General features: G+C 69.9%; 17 protein-coding genes and 3 tRNA genes. 10 read left to right on the top strand and 10 right to left on the bottom strand.

Going from position 1 to position 18,148, the window contains the following annotated elements:
- Positions 1 to 162: 162 nt before the first annotated feature.
- The 6 genes from ABR737_RS21735 to ABR737_RS21710 form a co-directional block, all read right to left on the bottom strand.
- Positions 163 to 1,443 carry a sensor histidine kinase gene (locus ABR737_RS21735; protein WP_350251781.1) on the bottom strand — a complete coding sequence of 427 codons (1,281 nt, stop codon included), beginning with the start codon at positions 1,441 to 1,443 and terminating at the stop codon, positions 163 to 165.
- 38 nt (positions 1,444 to 1,481) lie between these two features.
- The gene (locus ABR737_RS21730) at positions 1,482 to 2,300 is read right to left on the bottom strand and encodes an ABC transporter permease (RefSeq protein ID WP_350251780.1); all 819 of its coding nucleotides are present in this window, start codon (positions 2,298 to 2,300) and stop codon (positions 1,482 to 1,484) included.
- Positions 2,297 to 3,451, bottom strand: a complete 1,155-nt coding sequence (locus tag ABR737_RS21725) for an ABC transporter ATP-binding protein (RefSeq protein ID WP_350251779.1) — start codon at positions 3,449 to 3,451, stop codon at positions 2,297 to 2,299. The genes ABR737_RS21730 and ABR737_RS21725 overlap by 4 nt, the downstream gene beginning before the upstream one ends.
- A 192-nt stretch (positions 3,452 to 3,643) precedes the next feature.
- A tRNA-Gly gene (locus tag ABR737_RS21720) sits at positions 3,644 to 3,716 on the bottom strand.
- A gap of 79 nt (positions 3,717 to 3,795) precedes the next feature.
- Positions 3,796 to 3,867: transfer RNA gene (locus ABR737_RS21715), tRNA-Gly, on the bottom strand.
- A 119-nt stretch (positions 3,868 to 3,986) separates the two neighbouring features.
- Positions 3,987 to 4,307, bottom strand: coding sequence for a histone-like nucleoid-structuring protein Lsr2 (locus tag ABR737_RS21710; RefSeq protein ID WP_350251778.1), 321 nt, complete (start codon positions 4,305 to 4,307; stop codon positions 3,987 to 3,989).
- A 300-nt stretch (positions 4,308 to 4,607) separates the two neighbouring features.
- On the opposite strand from ABR737_RS21710, the gene purS reads away from it, so the two are divergent.
- The 8 genes from purS (at position 4,608) to purM (ending at position 13,270) form a co-directional block, all read left to right on the top strand.
- Complete coding sequence (purS, locus tag ABR737_RS21705; protein WP_030086196.1) at positions 4,608 to 4,853, top strand: phosphoribosylformylglycinamidine synthase subunit PurS; 246 nt, start codon at positions 4,608 to 4,610, stop codon at positions 4,851 to 4,853.
- On the top strand, positions 4,850 to 5,530 hold the full coding sequence (gene purQ, locus ABR737_RS21700; RefSeq protein ID WP_350251777.1) for a phosphoribosylformylglycinamidine synthase subunit PurQ: 681 nt from the start codon (positions 4,850 to 4,852) through the stop codon (positions 5,528 to 5,530). Before purS ends, purQ begins: the two co-directional genes overlap by 4 nt.
- Complete coding sequence (gene purL, locus ABR737_RS21695) at positions 5,530 to 7,809, top strand: phosphoribosylformylglycinamidine synthase subunit PurL (RefSeq protein WP_350256881.1); 2,280 nt, start codon at positions 5,530 to 5,532, stop codon at positions 7,807 to 7,809. Before purQ ends, purL begins: the two co-directional genes overlap by 1 nt.
- 159 nt (positions 7,810 to 7,968) lie before the next feature.
- The gene (locus ABR737_RS21690) at positions 7,969 to 8,484 is read left to right on the top strand and encodes an ArsR family transcriptional regulator (protein ID WP_350251776.1); all 516 of its coding nucleotides are present in this window, start codon (positions 7,969 to 7,971) and stop codon (positions 8,482 to 8,484) included.
- 33 nt (positions 8,485 to 8,517) lie between these two features.
- Entirely contained in the window at positions 8,518 to 9,363 is an 846-nt protein-coding gene (locus ABR737_RS21685) for a murein hydrolase activator EnvC family protein (protein ID WP_350251775.1), read from the top strand.
- A gap of 130 nt (positions 9,364 to 9,493) precedes the next feature.
- Positions 9,494 to 10,291 (top strand): maleylpyruvate isomerase family mycothiol-dependent enzyme, encoded by a 798-nt coding sequence (locus ABR737_RS21680; RefSeq protein WP_350251774.1) that lies wholly within the window; start codon positions 9,494 to 9,496, stop codon positions 10,289 to 10,291.
- Positions 10,292 to 10,608: 317 nt separating this feature from the next.
- A complete protein-coding gene (gene purF / locus ABR737_RS21675; protein ID WP_350251773.1) occupies positions 10,609 to 12,168 on the top strand; it encodes an amidophosphoribosyltransferase in 1,560 nt (519 codons plus the stop codon).
- 34 nt (positions 12,169 to 12,202) lie between these two features.
- Complete coding sequence (gene purM / locus ABR737_RS21670; protein WP_350251772.1) at positions 12,203 to 13,270, top strand: phosphoribosylformylglycinamidine cyclo-ligase; 1,068 nt, start codon at positions 12,203 to 12,205, stop codon at positions 13,268 to 13,270.
- A 173-nt stretch (positions 13,271 to 13,443) separates the two neighbouring features.
- On the opposite strand, the gene ABR737_RS21665 is transcribed toward purM, so the two are convergent.
- Both ABR737_RS21665 and ABR737_RS21660 read right to left on the bottom strand, forming a co-directional pair.
- Positions 13,444 to 13,695: a DUF3073 domain-containing protein gene (locus ABR737_RS21665; RefSeq protein WP_350251771.1), complete on the bottom strand. Its 252-nt coding sequence runs from the start codon at positions 13,693 to 13,695 to the stop codon at positions 13,444 to 13,446.
- A gap of 319 nt (positions 13,696 to 14,014) precedes the next feature.
- Positions 14,015 to 15,133 carry a Leu/Phe/Val dehydrogenase gene (locus ABR737_RS21660; RefSeq protein WP_350251770.1) on the bottom strand — a complete coding sequence of 373 codons (1,119 nt, stop codon included), beginning with the start codon at positions 15,131 to 15,133 and terminating at the stop codon, positions 14,015 to 14,017.
- 196 nt (positions 15,134 to 15,329) lie between these two features.
- Here ABR737_RS21660 and ABR737_RS21655 point away from each other — a divergent pair, with 196 nt between their 5' ends.
- Entirely contained in the window at positions 15,330 to 16,166 is an 837-nt protein-coding gene (locus tag ABR737_RS21655; protein WP_350251769.1) for a DUF8083 family protein, read from the top strand.
- Positions 16,167 to 16,678: 512 nt separating this feature from the next.
- Positions 16,679 to 16,885, top strand: a complete 207-nt coding sequence (gene bldC, locus ABR737_RS21650; protein ID WP_003949541.1) for a developmental transcriptional regulator BldC — start codon at positions 16,679 to 16,681, stop codon at positions 16,883 to 16,885.
- Between the two features lie 529 nt (positions 16,886 to 17,414).
- Here bldC and ABR737_RS21645 read toward each other — a convergent pair.
- Positions 17,415 to 17,648 (bottom strand): DUF6274 family protein, encoded by a 234-nt coding sequence (locus ABR737_RS21645; protein WP_350251768.1) that lies wholly within the window; start codon positions 17,646 to 17,648, stop codon positions 17,415 to 17,417.
- Positions 17,649 to 17,971: 323 nt separating this feature from the next.
- A tRNA-Asp gene (locus tag ABR737_RS21640) sits at positions 17,972 to 18,046 on the bottom strand.
- Between the last annotated feature and the right edge of the window lie 102 nt (positions 18,047 to 18,148).

Genomic DNA, 18,148 nt, shown 5'->3' with positions numbered 1-18,148 from the left:
CCACGAACCCCGTGCCGAACCCCCGTGCCGAACCCCCGTGCCAAATCCCCGCACCGCACCCCGCACCCTGCGCCGCGCCCGTGCGCCGAACCCCCGCACCACGCCGTGCGCCCGCGCAGTCCGTCCCCTCACTCCTCCGTCCCATCCCTCCCCCTACCCCTCCTATCCCGTCGTCGCCCCCACCGGTATCGGCAGCTCGACCGTCAGACGGTAGGAGCCCTGCAGGACCGGGCCCGACGCCAGGGTGCCGCCCAAGGGCTGCAGCCGTTCCCGCAGTCCCTTGAGGCCGCTGCCGGGCAGCGAGCCGGCCCCGGTGGTGACCGGACGGGGGGTGGTGACACCGTCGTTCTCCATGGTCATCACGAGTATCGAGCGGTGCGGGTCGATCAGGGTCCGCACCGCACAGTGCCGCACCTCGGCGGCGTGCCGCAGGACGTTCGTGGTGCCTTCCCGTACGACCCAGCCGAGCGCGGACTCCACCTCCGGCGGCAGCTGTGTCTCGTCCTCGCCCTCGATACGGCAGTCCACCCCGGCCGCCCGCAGGATGGAGCGGGCCCCGGCCAACTCCGCCCGCAGATCGGCCTTGCGGTAGCCGCGCACCACCTCCCGTACCTCGCGCTGGGACTCCTGGGCGATCCGCTGCACCTCCACCATCTGCTCCACGGCCTCCGGCTGCTCCCGCCGGGCGAGCTGGACCGCCAGCTCGCTCTTCAGGGCGATCACCGCCAGATTCCGGCCCATGACGTCATGCAGATCCCGGCCGAACCGCAGCCGTTCCTCGGCGACCGCGAGCCGCGCCTCGGTACCGCGCGCCGCGTCCAGCTTCCGGAACACACCCAGCAGCCAGCCCGTGGGCCGCGCTATCACGAGGCTCCACAGCCCGGCGAAGACCAGCAGACTCGATACGGCCAGCGCTCCCAGCCAGGCGCCCGTGAACACCCCGAACAGCAGGATGAACACCGCCGTGGCGGCGGCCAGCGCTGCCAGAAAACTCCGCTTGGACACCACCAGGCTGTGCGCCATGAAGAACGGTACGAGGCCGGCGCCGACGGCGATGGCCACCGTGGCCAGGCTGTCGGGGCCGTAGCCGTGGTCGTGGCCGATGCCGTTGACCGCGACCAGCGCGACCAACGCGCCTTCGGCGGCGAGCGTCAGCACACCCGAGACGAGCAGCAGGCCGCGCGGTGTCGCCCCCACTTTCAGATAGCGGTTCAATGCCCGGTTCAACAGCGGCAGGGACAGCGCGCCCTGAACCACGTTCAGCCCACTGGCGCCGACGGCGAAGGTGACCAGCAATGGCCTGCCGCCCGTGAGGCTGATGACGGGCATCACCCCGCCGACCACAGGAAGCCAGGGAAAGGCGTACAGCGTCCAGCGGAAGTACGCCTCGACCATGCCCACCTGGCTCCGCCGCCGCCACATCACACGAAGCCGCCCGATCATGCGCTGCCCGCCCCCGTTGTCCCGATGTCCCTGCGTCGTTAACGCCGCGGCTCCCAGCGGAACCACCGCTGCACAGCAAACAGCGCGAGCCCGGCCCAGGCCAAGCCGGTAATCAGCTGTCCCAGCACCTCCTTGAGGTCCCCGCCGCCGGTCCAGCCGCCCCGTATCAGCTCCATCGCCGGCGACAGCGGCAGGAATTCGAGGAACGCGGCAATCTTCTCCGGAAAGATGTCCAAGGGGACCATGACCCCGGACCCGGCCATCGACAGCAGCATGAAGGGCATCACGATCAGCTGGGCGGACTCGGCCGACCTGGCGAAGGCCGATGTCGCCGCGGCGAACCCGACGACCGTGACCATGCCCAGCAGCACTCCCGCAATCAGGAGGTGCGGTGCGGTGGGCAGGCCGGTGCCCAGCGCCAGAGCGCCGAGGACGGCAAGGAGCACGCATTGCGCCAGCCCTATCAGCACCGAAGGGAGCGCGGTGCCGGTGAGTATTTCCAGATCCCGCAGTTCTCCGGTGCGCAGGCGCTTGAGCACCAGCTCCTCGCGCCGGGCGACATAGGCGCCGGTGACGTTGGAGTAGACGGCAAAGATCAGAACGCAACCGAGAGTGCCGGGCAGGAGCACTGTTCCGACCGACAACCCCGTGCCGGCCAGGTTCATCGAACGGACCCCCTGTCGCATGGCGATCGCCATGACAATCGGGAGGAACAACGACGTATACAGCGCGGACTTGTTGCGGCCGAGAAGCGTCAACTCGGCCCGCCCCAGGGCGCGCAGGCGGCCCGCAGCCCGGGTTTCCGCAGGAATTCTCCCGCGCTCCTCGCCGACAGCTTGGCTTGTACCTGCACTCATGAGTTCTCCAGCCCCTTTGCGATGTGCAGAAATGCCTCTTCCAGGGACGCCGATCTGACGTCCAGGCCGCGCAGCGCTATCCCCTTGTCCTGCGCCCAGACCAGCACTCCGGTCGCGGTCCGCTGCAGTTCGTCGGTCCGCAGCCGGACCGTGCGCCCGGTCGTCTCATGGCCGATGACTCCCAGTTCCCCCAGCGGCGGGAGATCGCCGAGATGGAATCCGTCGGGCAGCTCGAAGGAGAGGTGCGAGGGGTGCGCGGCGACCACGTCCGCGACATAGCCCGCCGTCGCTATCCGCCCTTCGTGCAAAATCGCCAGCCGGTCCGCCAGCTCCTCGGCTTCTTCGAGGTAGTGCGTGGTCAGCACGATGGTGGTCCCGGAGTCCCGCAGCTCGCGGACCAGCTCCCAGGTGGCATGACGCGCCTCGGTGTCCAGCCCGGTCGTCGGCTCGTCCAGGAACAGCACCTCGGGCCGCCCCAGCAGCGCGAGGGCGAGATCCAGCCGCCGGCGCTCGCCGCCCGACAACTGCTTGACCCGGACGTCCTTGCGCCGGTCCAGCCCCACGGAGTCGAGGGCTTCCCCGACCGGGCGTGCACCGCTGGTGCACCCCGCCCACATCCGCAGGGTTTCCGCCGGCGTCAGCTCGGCAGGGAAACCGCCCTCCTGCAGCATGACGCCGATACGGGGCCGCACCTTGTCCCGCTCCCGGAACGGATCATGACCAAGGACCCGGACCCGTCCGGCCGTGGGTGCGGCCAGGCCCTCCAGCAGTTCGAGGGTGGAGGTCTTGCCCGCACCATTGGTGCCGAGCAGCGCGAACAGCTCGCCGCGGTCGACCGTGAAGTCGATGCCCCTCACGGCCTCATAGCTCTCCCCCGCGCCGGACCGGCTCCGCCCACCCGGCCGGCTGCGTCCGCCCGGCCCGCTCTCCGCACCCGACCCGCTCCGCTCACCGAACCGGCTCCGCCCGCCCGACCCGCTCCGCTCACCGAACCGGCTCCGCCCGCCCGGCTCGCCCTTCTCCTTACCGAACCGCCCGGCCCCGCCGTAGCGCCTGCGGAGTTCGGTGACTTCGATCACACCGACGCCGGAGCTCGTGCTCCCGGCGCCGCCGCGGCTGGTCTCCGCGATGGTTTTCTCCCCGATGTTCATGAGTCCAGCGTTTCGCCGGATCACGTTTCCGGGCAGTGCGTCCTGTCATCACAGCCGATGACAAATGTCAGTTGCCCACGCCGGAAGAGAGGGAAGGGGGAGTGAAGGAAGAGGGCACAGGAGGAGGGCGCGACATGATCGCCGGAAAAGGAAGAAGGCCCCGGTCGCAATGACCGGGGCCTTCTCTTTCCGAGCGGACGACGAGGCTCGAACTCGCGACCTCAACCTTGGCAAGGTTGCGCTCTACCAACTGAGCTACGTCCGCACGCATCCACTCGGCTTTCACCGAGCGGCGCGACAGCTACTGTACCTGATCCCGTGACCGGGACCGGTCGAGCTGTCAGAGCGGGTGACAGGGATTGCACACTGCGCCTCCCTCTTGGAAAGAGGGCGCTCTACTACTGAGCTACACCCGCGTGACTCCGTGAGGCCCGGCCTTTCGGCCTCGCCCCTCGGCGTGTTCCAGACTCTAGCTGATCAGTAGGGGTGCTGTGCAAGTCGGCTGTGCCCGCGCCGAGGGGCGCGCTGAAGTCGGTTAGCGGTTGGCGGCGTTGAAGGCCTCGTAGACCTTCTTGGGGATCCGGCCGCGCGGAGGGACGTCCATCTGGTGGGAACGGGCCCAGGCGCGGACGGCCGCGGGGTCGGGGTTCACCGCGGTCCGGTGGTAGGTCTTGCCGGACTTGGCCCGCTTGCGGCCGGCCTCCACGAACGGGGCGAGAGCGCCGCGCAGTTTCTTCGCATTGGCTGGATTGAGGTCGATCTCGTACGACTTCCCGTCCAATCCGAAGGCGACCGTCTCTGCGGCTTCTCCTCCGTCGATGTCATCGGAGAGCGTTACTACTACGCGCTGCGCCACGGATATCGGTCCTTTCGTGGAGCGACCCCTTGTTGACGTGGGGTGATGCTCCGGATCCGGCTGATTGGGATCAATGCTTTTTCATTTGTACAGCGATGGGCATTGCATTGTGAAGCCCAGTTAATTTCGTCAGCGTGTCTTCCCGCAATCCGGACCCCGGATCTTTTCGAGAATTTTTCCTGAGCTGCACTCCTTCCGATACCGGACCGTGATGGGGCCGCCCGCATATCTATGCGCGTAGATTTTCGAACACGGTACTGTGAGGACACCGCCTTACGCACCACACCACCGGGAGTGCCAGTGGCACGCGTCGTAGTCGACGTCATGCTCAAGCCGGAGATCCTCGACCCGCAGGGGCAGGCGGTGCAGCGCGCACTGCCACGCCTGGGCTTCGAGGGGATCGCCGACGTCCGTCAGGGCAAGCGTTTCGAACTTGAGGTGGAGGGTCCGGTCGACGACGCCGCCCTCGCTCGCATCCAAGAGATGGCCGAGACCTTCCTCGCCAACACCGTCATCGAAGACTTCACCGTGCGGGTCGACTCATGACCTCGCGGATCGGAGTCATTACCTTCCCCGGCACGCTCGACGACCGCGACACCCAGCGCGCGGTCCGGGTCGCCGGTGCCGAAGCGGTGCCGCTGTGGCACCGCGACAAGGACCTCAAGCAGGTCGACGCCGTGGTGCTGCCCGGCGGATTCTCGTACGGCGACTATCTGCGGGCCGGTGCCATTTCCCGGTTCTCGCCGGTGATGGAGACCGTGATCGAGCAGGCCAGGGCCGGTATGCCGGTCCTCGGTATCTGCAACGGCTTCCAGGTGCTCACCGAGACCCACCTGCTGCCCGGCGCCATGCTGCGCAACAACCATCTGCACTTCATCTGCCGCGACCAGAAGCTGCGGGTGGAGAACGCGGAGACCTCCTGGACCGCGGACTACACGTCCGGCCAGGAGATCAGCATCCCGCTGAAGAACATCGACGGCCGGTACGTCGCCGACGAGCGCACGCTCGACATGCTCGAGGCCGAGGGCCGGGTCGCCTTCCGCTACCTGGACGGCAACCCCAACGGCTCGCTCCGTGACATCGCCGGCATCACCAATGAGGCGGGCAATGTCGTCGGCCTCATGCCGCACCCCGAGCACGCCGTGGAGCCGCTGATCGGTACGGGCCGTACCGACGGCCTCGGATTCTTCACCTCGATCCTGAAGAAGCTGGTCAACGCATGATGGCCGAGCGAAGCGAGGGCACCATTAAGCACAGCCTCGACACCGTCAAGCACGCCGCCGAGACGCCGGACACCGACCAGCCGTGGGCCGAGCTCGGCCTGAAGCAGGACGAGTACCAGCGCATCCGCGAGATTCTCGGCCGCCGTCCCACCGGCGCCGAACTCGCCATGTACTCGGTGATGTGGTCCGAGCACTGCTCCTACAAGAGCAGCAAGGTCCATCTGAAGCAGTTCGGCGAGAAGGCCCCGGAGAACGACGCGCTGCTCGTCGGCATCGGCGAGAACGCCGGTGTCGTCGACGTCGGCCAGGGCTACGCCGTCACCTTCAAGGTGGAGTCGCACAACCACCCCTCGTACATCGAGCCCTACCAGGGCGCGGCCACCGGCGTCGGCGGCATCGTCCGCGACATCCTGGCCATGGGTGCCCGCCCGGTTGCCGTCGTGGACCCGCTGCGGTTCGGCGCCGCCGACCACCCCGACACCAAGCGCGTCCTGCCGGGCGTGGTGTCGGGCATCGGCGGCTACGGCAACTGCCTGGGCCTGCCCAACATCGGCGGCGAGGTCGTCTTCGACGCCTGCTACCAGGGCAACCCGCTGGTCAACGCCGGCTGCATCGGCGTCATGAAGCACGAGGACATCCACCTCGCCAAGGCGTCCGGCGCCGGCAACAAGGTCATCCTCTACGGCGCCCGCACCGGCGGCGACGGCATCGGCGGTGTCTCCGTGCTGGCCTCGGAGACCTTCGACGACTCCAAGCCCACCAAGCGCCCCGCCGTCCAGGTAGGCGACCCCTTCCAGGAGAAGCTGCTCATCGAGTGCACCCTGGAGATCTTCAAGGAAGACCTGGTCGACGGCATCCAGGACCTCGGCGGCGCCGGGCTGTCCTGCGCCACCAGCGAGCTGGCCTCGGCCGGCTCCGGCGGAATGCGCGTCGAGCTGGACACCGTGCCGCTGCGTGACTCCTCCCTCTCGCCCGAGGAAATCCTCATGAGCGAGTCGCAGGAGCGGATGTGCGCGATCGTCGAGCCGGGCAAGGTCGACCGCTTCCTGGAGATCTGCGAGAAGTGGGACGTCATCGCCACCGTCATCGGTGAGGTGACGGAGGGCTCGCAGCTGGAGATCTTCTGGCACGGCGAGCAGATCGTGGACGTCCCGCCGCGCACCGTCGCCCACGAGGGCCCGGTCTACCAGCGCCCCTACGCGCGCCCCGACTGGCAGGACGCCCTCCAGGCCGACGACGCGGCCAAGCTGGCCCGGCCGGCGAACGCCGACGAGCTGCGTGCGCAGGTCCTCCAGCTGGTGGCCTCGCCCAACCAGGCCTCGAAGGCGTGGATCACCGACCAGTACGACCGGTTCGTGCAGGGCAACACCGTCCTCGCGCAGCCGGAGGACGCCGGCATGGTCCGGATCGACGCGGACACCAACCTCGGTGTCGCGCTCGCCACGGACGGCAACGGGCGCTACGCCAAGCTCGACCCGTACACCGGCGCGCAGCTGGCGCTGGCCGAGGCGTACCGCAATGTCGCCGCGTCCGGCGCCAAGCCGCTGGCGGTCTCCGACTGCCTCAACTTCGGTTCGCCCGAGGACCCGGCGGTGATGTGGCAGTTCGCCGAGGCCACCCGTGGTCTCGCCGACGCCTGCCAGACCCTCGGCACCCCGGTCACCGGCGGCAATGTGTCGCTCTACAACCAGACCGGCGAGGTGGCGATCCACCCGACCCCGGTCGTCGCGGTGCTCGGCGTGATCGACGATGTGAACCGCCGTACCCCGATCGCCTTCGCGGACGAGGGCCAGCTGCTCTACCTCCTGGGTGACACCCGCGAGGAGCTGGGCGGTTCGGCCTGGTCGCAGGTGGTGCACGACCACCTCGGCGGTCTGCCGCCGGCAGTGGACCTGGAGCGCGAGCGGCTGCTGGCCGAGGTGCTGATCTCCGCCTCCCGCGACGGCATGATCGACGCCGCGCACGACCTCTCCGACGGCGGTCTGATCCAGGCCGTGGTGGAGTCCTGCCTGCGCGGTGGCAAGGGTGCCCGCCTCGTCGTTCCCGACGGTCTCGACCCGTTCGTGCTGCTCTTCTCCGAGTCGGCGGGCCGGGCCGTGGTGGCCGTGCCGCGCAGCGAGGAGCTTCGCTTCACCGACATGTGCGGTGCGCGGGGGCTGCCGGCCACCCGGATCGGTGTCATCGACGGCGAAGAGATCGACGTCCAGGGCCAGTTCAGCATCCCGCTGAGCGAGCTGAAGGACGCGCACGAGGCGACCATCCCGGGCCTGATCGCCTGAGACGGAGCTCGGGCGCCGTGCCGCGCCACTGACGGTCCGACGGTCCGTCCCCGCCATGGGGACGGGCCGTCGCCGCTTTCCGGCACCTGCCCGCGCCTGCCCGTGCCTTCCCGCACCGCAGCCATTGCCAAGGATTACGTCATTACGTAATCTCTGATTATGGATCTGGAGCAGCGGCTGGCCGAGGTGGAACGCCGGCTGGCCGCGCTGGAGCGTGCCGCCGCCGGCCCGACGGTTTCCGCGCCCGAGCGGGAGCCGGACGAGGAGCTGTGGGCGCTGCGCGGCCTCAAGGAGCAGTGGGCCGAACTCGGCGCCGACAACGGCGGAGTGCTCTTCACCGGGGCCGTACGGACACCGGCCGGGCTGCGCTACGAGTGGCAGTACGGCCTGGCCACCGACACCCTGCTGGACGACGACTGGGCGGCCGCCGCCGAGTCGTTCGCCGCACTGGGCCAGCCCCTGCGGCTGCGGCTGCTGCGCGAAATCCTCGGCGGCCGCTGCACCGCCGCCGAACTCACCGAACTCGATGGCACGGGCACGACCGGCCAGATCTACCACCACCTGCGGCAGCTGACCGCCGCCGGCTGGCTGCAGACGGCCGCCCGCGGCCGCTACGAGGTTCCGGCCGGCCGCGTCGTACCGCTGCTGGTGATGCTGACCGCCGCCGGGTGCTGACGCCCGGCCACACGACCTCACGGGGGAGACGGAATGAAGTCCACCACTGAACGCAAGCTCGCCAGGAACGCCGCGCGTGCCTGCCTGCTGACCTTCCTCGTGATCTTCGTCGCGAGCTTCTTCACCGACATCCCGTCGTGGTGGGGCTGGGTCCCCCTGGCCCTCTGGATACTGATCGCATTCGGGGTGAACCGCCGGGCGGCCCGCGAGGAGGGGGACGGCGCGTCGGGCCCGGCCCCTGAGCCGGTGGCGGTCGCCGCTCCGGTCACCGGCCGCTGGAAGGCCCTCAACAGCCCCGCCGACAAGGTCCCCAGCCATGGCACACGGGCCTACGGGCAGGCGTACGCGATCGACATCGTGGCGGAACCCGAGCCGGGCTCCAGGCCCGGCTTCGGCTGGTGGCCCCTGGTCCGCCGCAACGAGGACTTCCCGGCCTTCGGTGCGCCGCTGCTCGCCGTCGCCGATGCCACCGTCGTCCGTGCCGAGGACGGCCGGCGCGACCATCTCAGCCGTACGTCCTGGCCCGCGGCCGTCTACCTGCTCGCCCTGGAGGGCCCGGCCCGCTCGCTCGGCGGCGCCCGCCCGCTGCTCGGCAACCATGTGATCCTCGACCTGGGCAACGGCGTCCACGCGCTCTACGCCCATGTCCGCCGCGGTTCGCTCACCGTCCGTACGGGCGACCGGGTGCGGACCGGGCAAACCCTCGGCCAGTGCGGCGACTCCGGCAACAGCAGTGAGCCGCACGTCCACTTCCAGCTGATGGATGCCGCCGACCCGGTCACCGCCCAGGGCATCCCGTTCACCTGGCAGGGCGTCGGCGTCCCGCGCAACGGCGAGACCTTCGAGGCCGGGGCGCCGCGGTCGGCACCGGCGAACTGAGCGTCGGCCGCCCCGGGAACACGGCCCGGCAGCTCCGGGAACCCGCCGGCCCCGGCCGCCCCGCGCCCGCCCCGCGCCCGCCCCGCGCATTCCGCGGCCCCTGTCAGTGGCGCCTCGTAGGCTGACGCACATGCCTCCTGCCGCCCGGAAGCCGCGCCCCCGCCGGTACGACCCGAAGAAGACCCGCAGCGCCGTCACGGCCCAGCTCGCTCACGTCCAGGAGGCCGTACGCGCCCTGACTCCGGGCCGGTTGGCGCTGCCGACCCGGCTCGGTGACTGGACGGTGCGCGAGCTGGTGGCGCATCTGTCCATGGCCGTGGGGAGCGTGGCGCGCAGCCTGGAGCGGCCGGTGCCGGCGCGGGCGGAGGCCACCCTGCTGGAGTGGCCGTCGGCGGCCGCGCCGCGCGCCGCTGACGTCGACGAGCGCACCCGCGCCCTGGCCGACGCGCACGACCCCGTGGAGCTGCTGGAACGCATCGCCGCGGAGTTCGCCGAGGTCGTCGCGCCGGAGCCGGACGACCGGCTGCTGCCGGTCCTGCCCGGCGCGATGCCGCTGGCCGACTTCCTCGTCACCCGCTGTCTCGAACTCGTGGTGCACACCGACGACCTCGCGGCGGCGACCGGCCTGGAGATCCCCTTCGACCGCCAGGCCCTGGCCGCCACCACCCGCCTGCTGGCCGACGTCCTGGCCGACCGGGCCCCCGGCGGTTCGGTGGAGCTGCGGATTCCGCCGTTCGCCGTGGTGCAGTGCGTGGCGGGCCCCAAGCACACCCGCGGCACCCCGCCGAATGTCGTCGAGACCGACCCGCTGACCTGGATCCGGCTGGCCACCGGCCGTACGTCCTGGGACGGGGCGCTGGACGCGGCGACGGTCAGCGCCGGCGGCGAGCGGGCCGATATCAGCGGCTATCTGCCGGTGCTGAGCTGACGGCGGCGGGCCCGGCACCCGTACCGGAGGCGGGCGGCGCCCCGGCGCCCGTACCGACGGTGGCCGCAGCGGCGTCGCGCATCTCACACGGGGCGGGACGCGCCCCCGCACCGCAAGATCCACACGGTCCGCGCCGCGGACCCCGTACCCGGCGGTACGCCAGGTGAGCCAAGGGATCCGAGGTATGCCGGGACGATGAGCGGCCCCCTGCAGGGCGTGAACACGCCAAGCCGCGCGGCCCCTCATTCATGCACTCATCCAGTTTCGAGGCCATCCCCGGTTCGGATGAATGCGCGACCTGCCCTAGACTCGGTGTCGTGCCACGTGGTGACGGACGACTCAACCACGACCTGCTCCCCGGCGAGAAGGGCCCCCAGGACGCTTGCGGCGTCTTCGGTGTCTGGGCTCCGGGTGAAGAGGTCGCCAAACTCACCTATTTCGGGCTGTATGCGCTGCAGCACCGTGGACAGGAGTCCGCGGGCATCGCGGTGAGCAACGGCTCCCAGATCCTCGTTTTCAAGGACATGGGCCTGGTTTCCCAGGTCTTCGACGAGACTTCGCTCGGCTCCCTCCAGGGCCATATCGCCGTGGGTCATGCCCGCTACTCCACCACCGGTGCCTCGGTGTGGGAGAACGCCCAGCCGACGTTCCGTGCGACCGCGCACGGCTCGATCGCGCTCGGCCACAACGGCAACCTGGTGAACACCGCCGAGCTGGCGGATCTGGTCTCCGCGCTGCCCCGTGAGGGCGGCCGGGCGACCCAGGTCGCGGCCACCAACGACACCGACCTGGTCACGGCGCTGCTGGCCGGCCAGGTCGACGAGGACGGCAAGCCGCTGACCGTCGAGGAGGCCGCCCCGCGCGTCCTGCCGAAGGTCAAGGGCGCCTTCTCGCTCTGCTTCATGGACGAGCACACGCTCTACGCCGCCCGCGACCCGCAGGGCATCCGCCCGCTGGTCCTCGGACGCCTGGAGCGCGGCTGGGTGGTCGCCTCCGAGACCGCGGCCCTCGACATCTGCGGCGCCAGCTTCATCCGGGAGATCGAGCCCGGCGAGATGGTCGCCATCGACGAGAACGGTCTGCGCAGCAGCCGCTTCGCCGAGGCCCGCCCCAAGGGCTGTGTCTTCGAGTACGTCTACCTCGCCCGCCCGGACACCGACATCGCCGGCCGCAATGTGTACCTCTCCCGGGTGGAGATGGGCCGCAAGCTGGCCGCCGAGGCGCCGGCCGATGCCGACCTGGTGATAGCGACGCCGGAGTCCGGCACGCCCGCCGCCGTGGGATACGCCGAAGCCAGCGGCATCCCCTACGGCTCCGGCCTGGTCAAGAACTCCTACGTCGGCCGGACCTTCATCCAGCCCTCGCAGACCATCCGCCAGCTCGGCATCCGGCTCAAGCTCAACCCGCTCAAGGAAGTCATCCGCGGCAAGCGCCTGGTGGTCGTCGACGACTCGATCGTCCGCGGCAACACCCAGCGCGCCCTGGTCCGGATGCTGCGCGAGGCCGGTGCTCTCGAGGTCCACATCCGGATCTCGTCCCCGCCGATCAAGTGGCCGTGCTTCTTCGGCATCGACTTCGCCACCCGCGCGGAGCTGATCGCCAACGGGCTGAGCGTGGAGGAGATCGGCAAGTCGCTGGGCGCCGATTCGCTCGCGTACATCTCCATCGACGGCATGACCGAGGCGACCACGATCGCCAAGCCGAACCTGTGCCGCGCCTGCTTCGACGGCGAGTACCCGATGGAGCTGCCCGACCCGGGGCTGCTGGGCAAGCACCTCCTGGAGTCGGAGACCGCGAGCGGGACCACGTCCGACGTGGACGGCGTCCAGACGCTCACCGCCGGGGTCGGCGGGGCCGACGCGCTGCGTCGCCCGTAGAGCTCGTACCCACACGACACGAAAGTTCTCCGTCATGTCAGAGACCACTGGTGCCAGCTACGCGAGCGCGGGCGTCGACATCGAAGCCGGCGACCGCGCCGTGGACCTGATGAAGGAGTGGGTGAAGAAGGCCACCCGCCCCGAGGTCGTCGGCGGGCTCGGCGGCTTCGCCGGCCTCTTCGACGCCTCCGCCCTCAAGCGGTACGAGCGCCCGCTGCTCGCCTCCGCGACCGACGGCGTGGGCACGAAGGTCGACATCGCCCGCAAGATGGGCGTCTACGACAGCATCGGGCACGACCTCGTCGGCATGGTCGTCGACGACCTGGTCGTCTGCGGCGCCGAGCCGCTGTTCATGACCGACTACATCTGCGTCGGCAAGGTCTACCCCGAGCGGGTCGCCGCGATCGTCAAGGGCATCGCCGAGGGCTGTGTGCTGGCCGGCTGTGCGCTGGTCGGCGGCGAGACCGCGGAACACCCGGGGCTGCTGGGCGCGGACGAGTTCGATGTCGCGGGGGCCGGCACCGGCGTCGTCGAGGCGGACCGGGTGCTGGGCGCGGATCGTATCCGTACGGGCGACGCGGTGATCTCCATGGCGTCCTCCGGGCTTCACTCGAACGGGTACTCGCTGGTCCGCCATGTGCTGTTCGACCGTGCGGGAATGGCCCTGGACCGGGAGATCCCGGAGTTCGGCCGCACGCTCGGCGAAGAGCTCCTGGAGCCCACCAAGATCTACTCGCTGGACTGCCTGGCGCTGACCCGTACGACCGAGGTGCACGCCTTCTCGCACATCACCGGCGGCGGCCTGGCCAACAACCTCGCCCGGGTGATCCCGGACGGCCTGCACGCCACCGTCGACCGCGCCACCTGGACGCCGGGCCCGGTCTTCGACCTGGTCGGCTCGGCCGGCTCGGTCGAGCGCGGGGAGCTGGAGAAGACCCTGAACATGGGCGTCGGCATGATCGCCGTCGTCCCGCAGGGTTCGGTGGAGGCCGCCCTGACCACGCTGGCCGACCGCGGCGTGGACGCCTGGGTCAGCGGCGAGATCACCGACCGCGGTGACCGCGCAGAGGCAGTGACCCTGACCGGTGACTACGCGCGCTGAGCGGACGGGCGCCTGCCACAGCCCCGCACGGGCCAGGACAGGCGCCCCTCTTCCCGGCGGCCGTCGGTGCGGCCACCGCTCTTACGGTCATCCGGGCAGCACAGAACCCGGTCCGGGCGATGCCCAGGACCGGGTCCGTGATGCTGTTATGGGTGCCGCGAGCGCGCAGAGCGTCAAGCGCGACGACGCTGCTGGGACGGGTCGCCCTCGTCCTCTTCGTCGTCGTCGCCGTTGTACAGATCTGCGTACCGTGCGTACGGGTCGTCGTCCTCGTCCTCCTCGAACGGCTCGGCGTTCGGAGGCTGCTGGTTCGACGGTGATGCACCCAGCTCGTCGGCCAGTCGTGAGAGATCCGTCCCACCGCTGCTGTACTTCAGCTGGCGGGCGACCTTTGTCTGCTTGGCCTTGGCCCGGCCGCGCCCCATGGGTCGACCCCCTCAATGACGGGGCTCGGTGGCCCCAGAGTCTTGACACGCGTTCATGGATCAGAGCGGGCTCTCGACAGAGAGACCGGCCCGTAGGGCTTTAACGGTACCTGCTTCCGCGGCCATACGGTACGTCGCCCGCATCACCCGCCGCTCGGCACGACCGGCAAGGTGCCCCGTCCCCGCTGGTCAACTGCGATTTTAACCTGTCTTGTACGGCGACCCGCCGACGGGTGGTGAGGGATGTCTCCCCCGGCCGCCCGTGACGGGTCCCGCAGAGCTGCCTTTCCGGCCCGCAAGGGCGCATTTCCGGCCTGGGTCAGGGGCGCTGCGCCTCCGCCATGCGCTGCTCGGCCAGGCGGTCGGCGGCCGCGGCGGGCGGAATGCCGTCGGCCTTCGCGCGAGCGAATATCGCCAGCGTGGTGTCGAAGATCTTCGCCGCCTTGGTCTTGCAGCGGTCGAAGTCGAAGCCGTGCAGCTCGTCGGCCACCTGGATGACACCGCCGGCGTTCACGACGTAGTCGGGGGCGTAGAGGATGCCGCGGTCGGAGAGGTCCTTCTCGACGCCGGGGTGGGCGAGCTGGTTGTTGGCCGCGCCGCACACCACCTTCGCGGTCAGCACCGGCAGCGATGTATCACTCAGGGCACCGCCCAGCGCACAGGGGGCATAGACGTCCAGGCCCTCGGTGCGGATCAAGGCTTCGGTGTCGGCAACCGCCGTGACCTGCGGGTACTTGGCGCGCACCCGCGCCACCGAATCGGCGCGGACGTCCGTGATCACGACCTCGGCGCCGTCCTCGAGCAGGTGCTCGACGAGGAGGTGGCCGACCTTGCCGACCCCCGCGATGCCCACCGTGCGGCCGCGCAGCGTCGGGTCGCCCCAGGCGTGCTGGGCCGAGGCGCGCATGCCCTGGAAGACGCCGTAGGCGGTCAGGACGGAGGAGTCACCGGCGCCGCCGTTTGCCGGGGAGCGGCCGGTGGTCCACTTGTTCGTACGGGAGACCACGTCCATATCGGCGACGTAGGTGCCGACGTCGCAGGCGGTGACGTAGCGGCCGCCGAGGGAGGCCACGAACCGGCCGTAGGCGAGCAGGAGTTCCTCGGTCTTGATCAGGTCGGGGTCACCGATGATCACGGCCTTGCCGCCGCCGTGGTCCAGCCCGGCGAGGGCGTTCTTGTAGGACATGCCGCGCGACAGGTTGAGGGCGTCCAGCACGGCCTCCTCCTCGGAGGCGTAGGCATGGAAGCGGGTGCCGCCGAGGGCGGGACCCAGGGCGGTGCTGTGGATGGCGATCACGGCCTTGAGGCCGCTGGCACGGTCCTGGCAGAGAACGACCTGCTCATGGCCCCCCTGCTCCGATCGGAACAGGGTGTGCAGAACGCCGCCGTCGGTGCCGGCGTGGGCCGGACGTACGTCAGTCACGGTGGTGACTCCCATAAGTCGCGAAGGGTGCCCTCCGACGGGTGGGGAGGGCCGGTTGAAAAGAGCGTAAGACCTGCGGGACCGGTTGATCCGTCGGGTGCCCAGGATCACCCTCTCCCGGGGGACGGGCATGGGACGATCTGGTCTATCGCAGGCCGGCGGGGGCCCTCGGGATCTTCCGGCGGCGGACTTCCCCTTTGAAGGAGCGGGCGTGGCCCTGGCGTCGTCGGTGAAGGTCCCGTACATGGCATATCTACGGGTCTACGAGCCGCTGGCTGCGTTCCCCGAGCCGGAGCGCTCCCATTGGGCGCGCTATGCCAAACGGGAGGACACCCCCACCGCCCAGGACGAGCAGCGCCGGGCGCTGGCCGACCTGCTGGCGACCCCGCCGGTGCCGGTGCCGGTCCATGAGAGCGCGGACGCCTTCATCGCCGTCGTGAACGAGGTGACGTGTGTCTGCCCGTGGCGCACCCGGCTGCGCGGCTGGCAGGCCCTGGAGGCGCTGGACGAGCTGCTGCCGGCGTCGGTGCTGGATACGGCGCTGCCCCCGGTGGTGCGACTGCAGGCGGCCGGCGACTACGAGCGGTGGCGGGAGCGCAACCCGGACGCGCGGCCCTGGATCCGGGGGGCGACCTGGCACGTCCCGGTCCGCTGGTTCGTGCTCTTCGACGACGGCGATCGGGAGTACACAAAGGGTGACCAGGCGCCGGTGATGCGTTACCGGACGCCCATGGTGCAGGCACGGCGGCGGGTCGCCCGGGGGCTGCGCACGCTGCGCGACGCCCTGGAAGAGGGACCGCTGATCGACGGCCTGGTAGATGTGGGGCGCTGGCTCGAGGAGTTCCATCCGCGTTCGCTCGTGGAGCTGGACTACGGAGGGCTGGTGCACGCGGTGCCCGAGGAGCAGCTTGCCGAGGACCGTTCCGCCGCCGAGGTGGCGGAGGGGCTGGCGGCGCTGCGCGACGGGGACGGCGAGCGGGCCGGGGTCGCGTACGAGAAGCTTTCCCAGCGGTGGCGTGCGGTGCGGGAACGTCAGTTCTCCAGCTGAGGGCCGGTGCGGGCCGTGGATCATGGTGCGGAATGATTGCTTTCGCTTTTCGGCGTTCGCACGGTTAGGGACGTAGGTCCTGATCCGGGCGATTGCCTCAAGCGTGACCTAAAGCACTGACTTCGGGTCTTGCTCCCAAGCCATACCCTCGTGCCAAAATAGGACAAGGAGCCCGACGTGGGCTCCTTCCGTCCAACTAAGGGCGGATAGATCGGTATTGCGCTCCTTGAGGGGTCTCGTGGCGTCTGTTCACGTTGTGACTGATCGTCACGGACGAGTGACTGTCCGTTATGGCACGGTCCATCGGCTTCCGTCGAGGTTGAACACCTGAGAGGGCAATTCCATCGGTTTGGCCGACGTGGCTGGACAGATGGTGTAGTTGTAGTGCCGAGGACAAGCCGTTCGTCCTATAACCGACTCGGCCCGCGTCCGCCATTTCGGGCAACGTGGGTCAAGGTGCAGAATTTAGAGGAAAGAACCGTGATGGTTCGGTTCTCCCGAGGAGGCCGCTCATGACCGCTCGCACCCCTGACGCCGAGCCGCTGCTTACCCCTGCTGAGGTCGCCACGATGTTCCGCGTGGACCCGAAGACGGTGACCCGCTGGGCCAAAGCAGGCAAGCTCACGTCCATCCGCACGCTCGGAGGACATCGGCGTTACCGCGAGGCTGAGGTCCGCGCACTGCTCGCGGGCATTCCGCAGCAGCGCAGCGAGGCCTGAACAACCGCATAACCAGGTCGTTTTCGGGGCCCCCAACCCGAAAATGCCCGCTTTGTACCCCTAGCTCGACCTGCTTCACCTTGCTTTAGACAGCTTCATATGACGCGGCGCCTGCCCCAACAGGCCCCACACCCGCCCCATCTTGGGTACGTCATCGATCGCGCTGGACTCCGCCGGGTCCAGCGCGATCTTTTTGTGTGCGCCCGCTCCAGAGCCCTTCGGGGCGGCCGGGTCGGCACGGCGCCGAGGCCACCCCGGACGCCGGTCAGGGCGCCTTCACGCGTCTTGTAGGGGCCGCTGTGCGCGGACCCTGCGGGCTCGTTACTGAGCCGTTCACAGGTGGTGCAATTGCACATATTAAATTGACCGGTTGTATGCGGGGTGTAAGTTCCGCATCGCACCAAACTAGTTCGGTGACACCCGTCACACTACGCGGCGCTTGAAGACGATACGTCCGCTGCGGTAGAGAACATCTCCCGCCGCGCCCACCAGCCTGCCACCGTGCGCGCGACGGCGCAGGCGCCGTTGGTCATCCGGGCACGGGACTTTCGCCCTCGGCCGCCCGCGGCTCACAGACGGCCGGCGGCGGGGCGGGGGCGGCCGCGGGCGCCGGAGCCGCGGAGCGGGCCGTGTGCGGCTCCATGGCGAGCCGTAGTAGCTGATGGCAGATGGGGCAGTGCCGCATCCGGTGGCGATAGCCCGTGGCCGCCGACAGATGGGCCCGCAACAGCGCCCTGGTCTCGTGCCGTACCGCAGTCGTCATTGCGCATACCTCCCCGGCCCCCGTGCCCTTCCTCAGTGAGTACCGGTGGTACCTGCCGCAGTCAATACGGCAGGCAGCAAACCGGCTACGCACCGCATTCGGCCGTGCGGCGGGGGCGGGCAGCGGCGCGACCCGGGGCCGGCGGCCCGCAAGGGGTCCCGATACGGGCCGCAGGGGCGGGTCCTGACGGGGGGTGCGGTGCCCGGCATCCGGCGACGGCGCACAGGGGGCGCGGACCGCTCCGGGCAGCGGAACGGCGTGGCCGTGCCGGGCCCGGACAGCAGAACGGCCCGCATCCGAGAAGGATGCGGGCCGTAAAAATGCGGTCCTGACGGGATTTGAACCCGCGGCCTCCACCTTGACAGGGTGGCGAGCACTCCAAACTGCTCCACAGGACCTTGCGTTTGCTTTCCGCTTGCGGCGGGCTGCGAGACAAGACTGTACAGCAGGTCAGGGGGTGTGGTCGAACTCGCTACCGGCGGCCCCGGTTCCGGGGCGGG

It is taken from the genome of Streptomyces sp. Edi2 (assembly GCF_040253635.1).
GTDB lineage: Bacteria > Actinomycetota > Actinomycetes > Streptomycetales > Streptomycetaceae > Streptomyces.
Note: the sequence above shows the minus strand (reverse complement) of the source record. Positions and strands in the feature narration are given on the sequence as shown.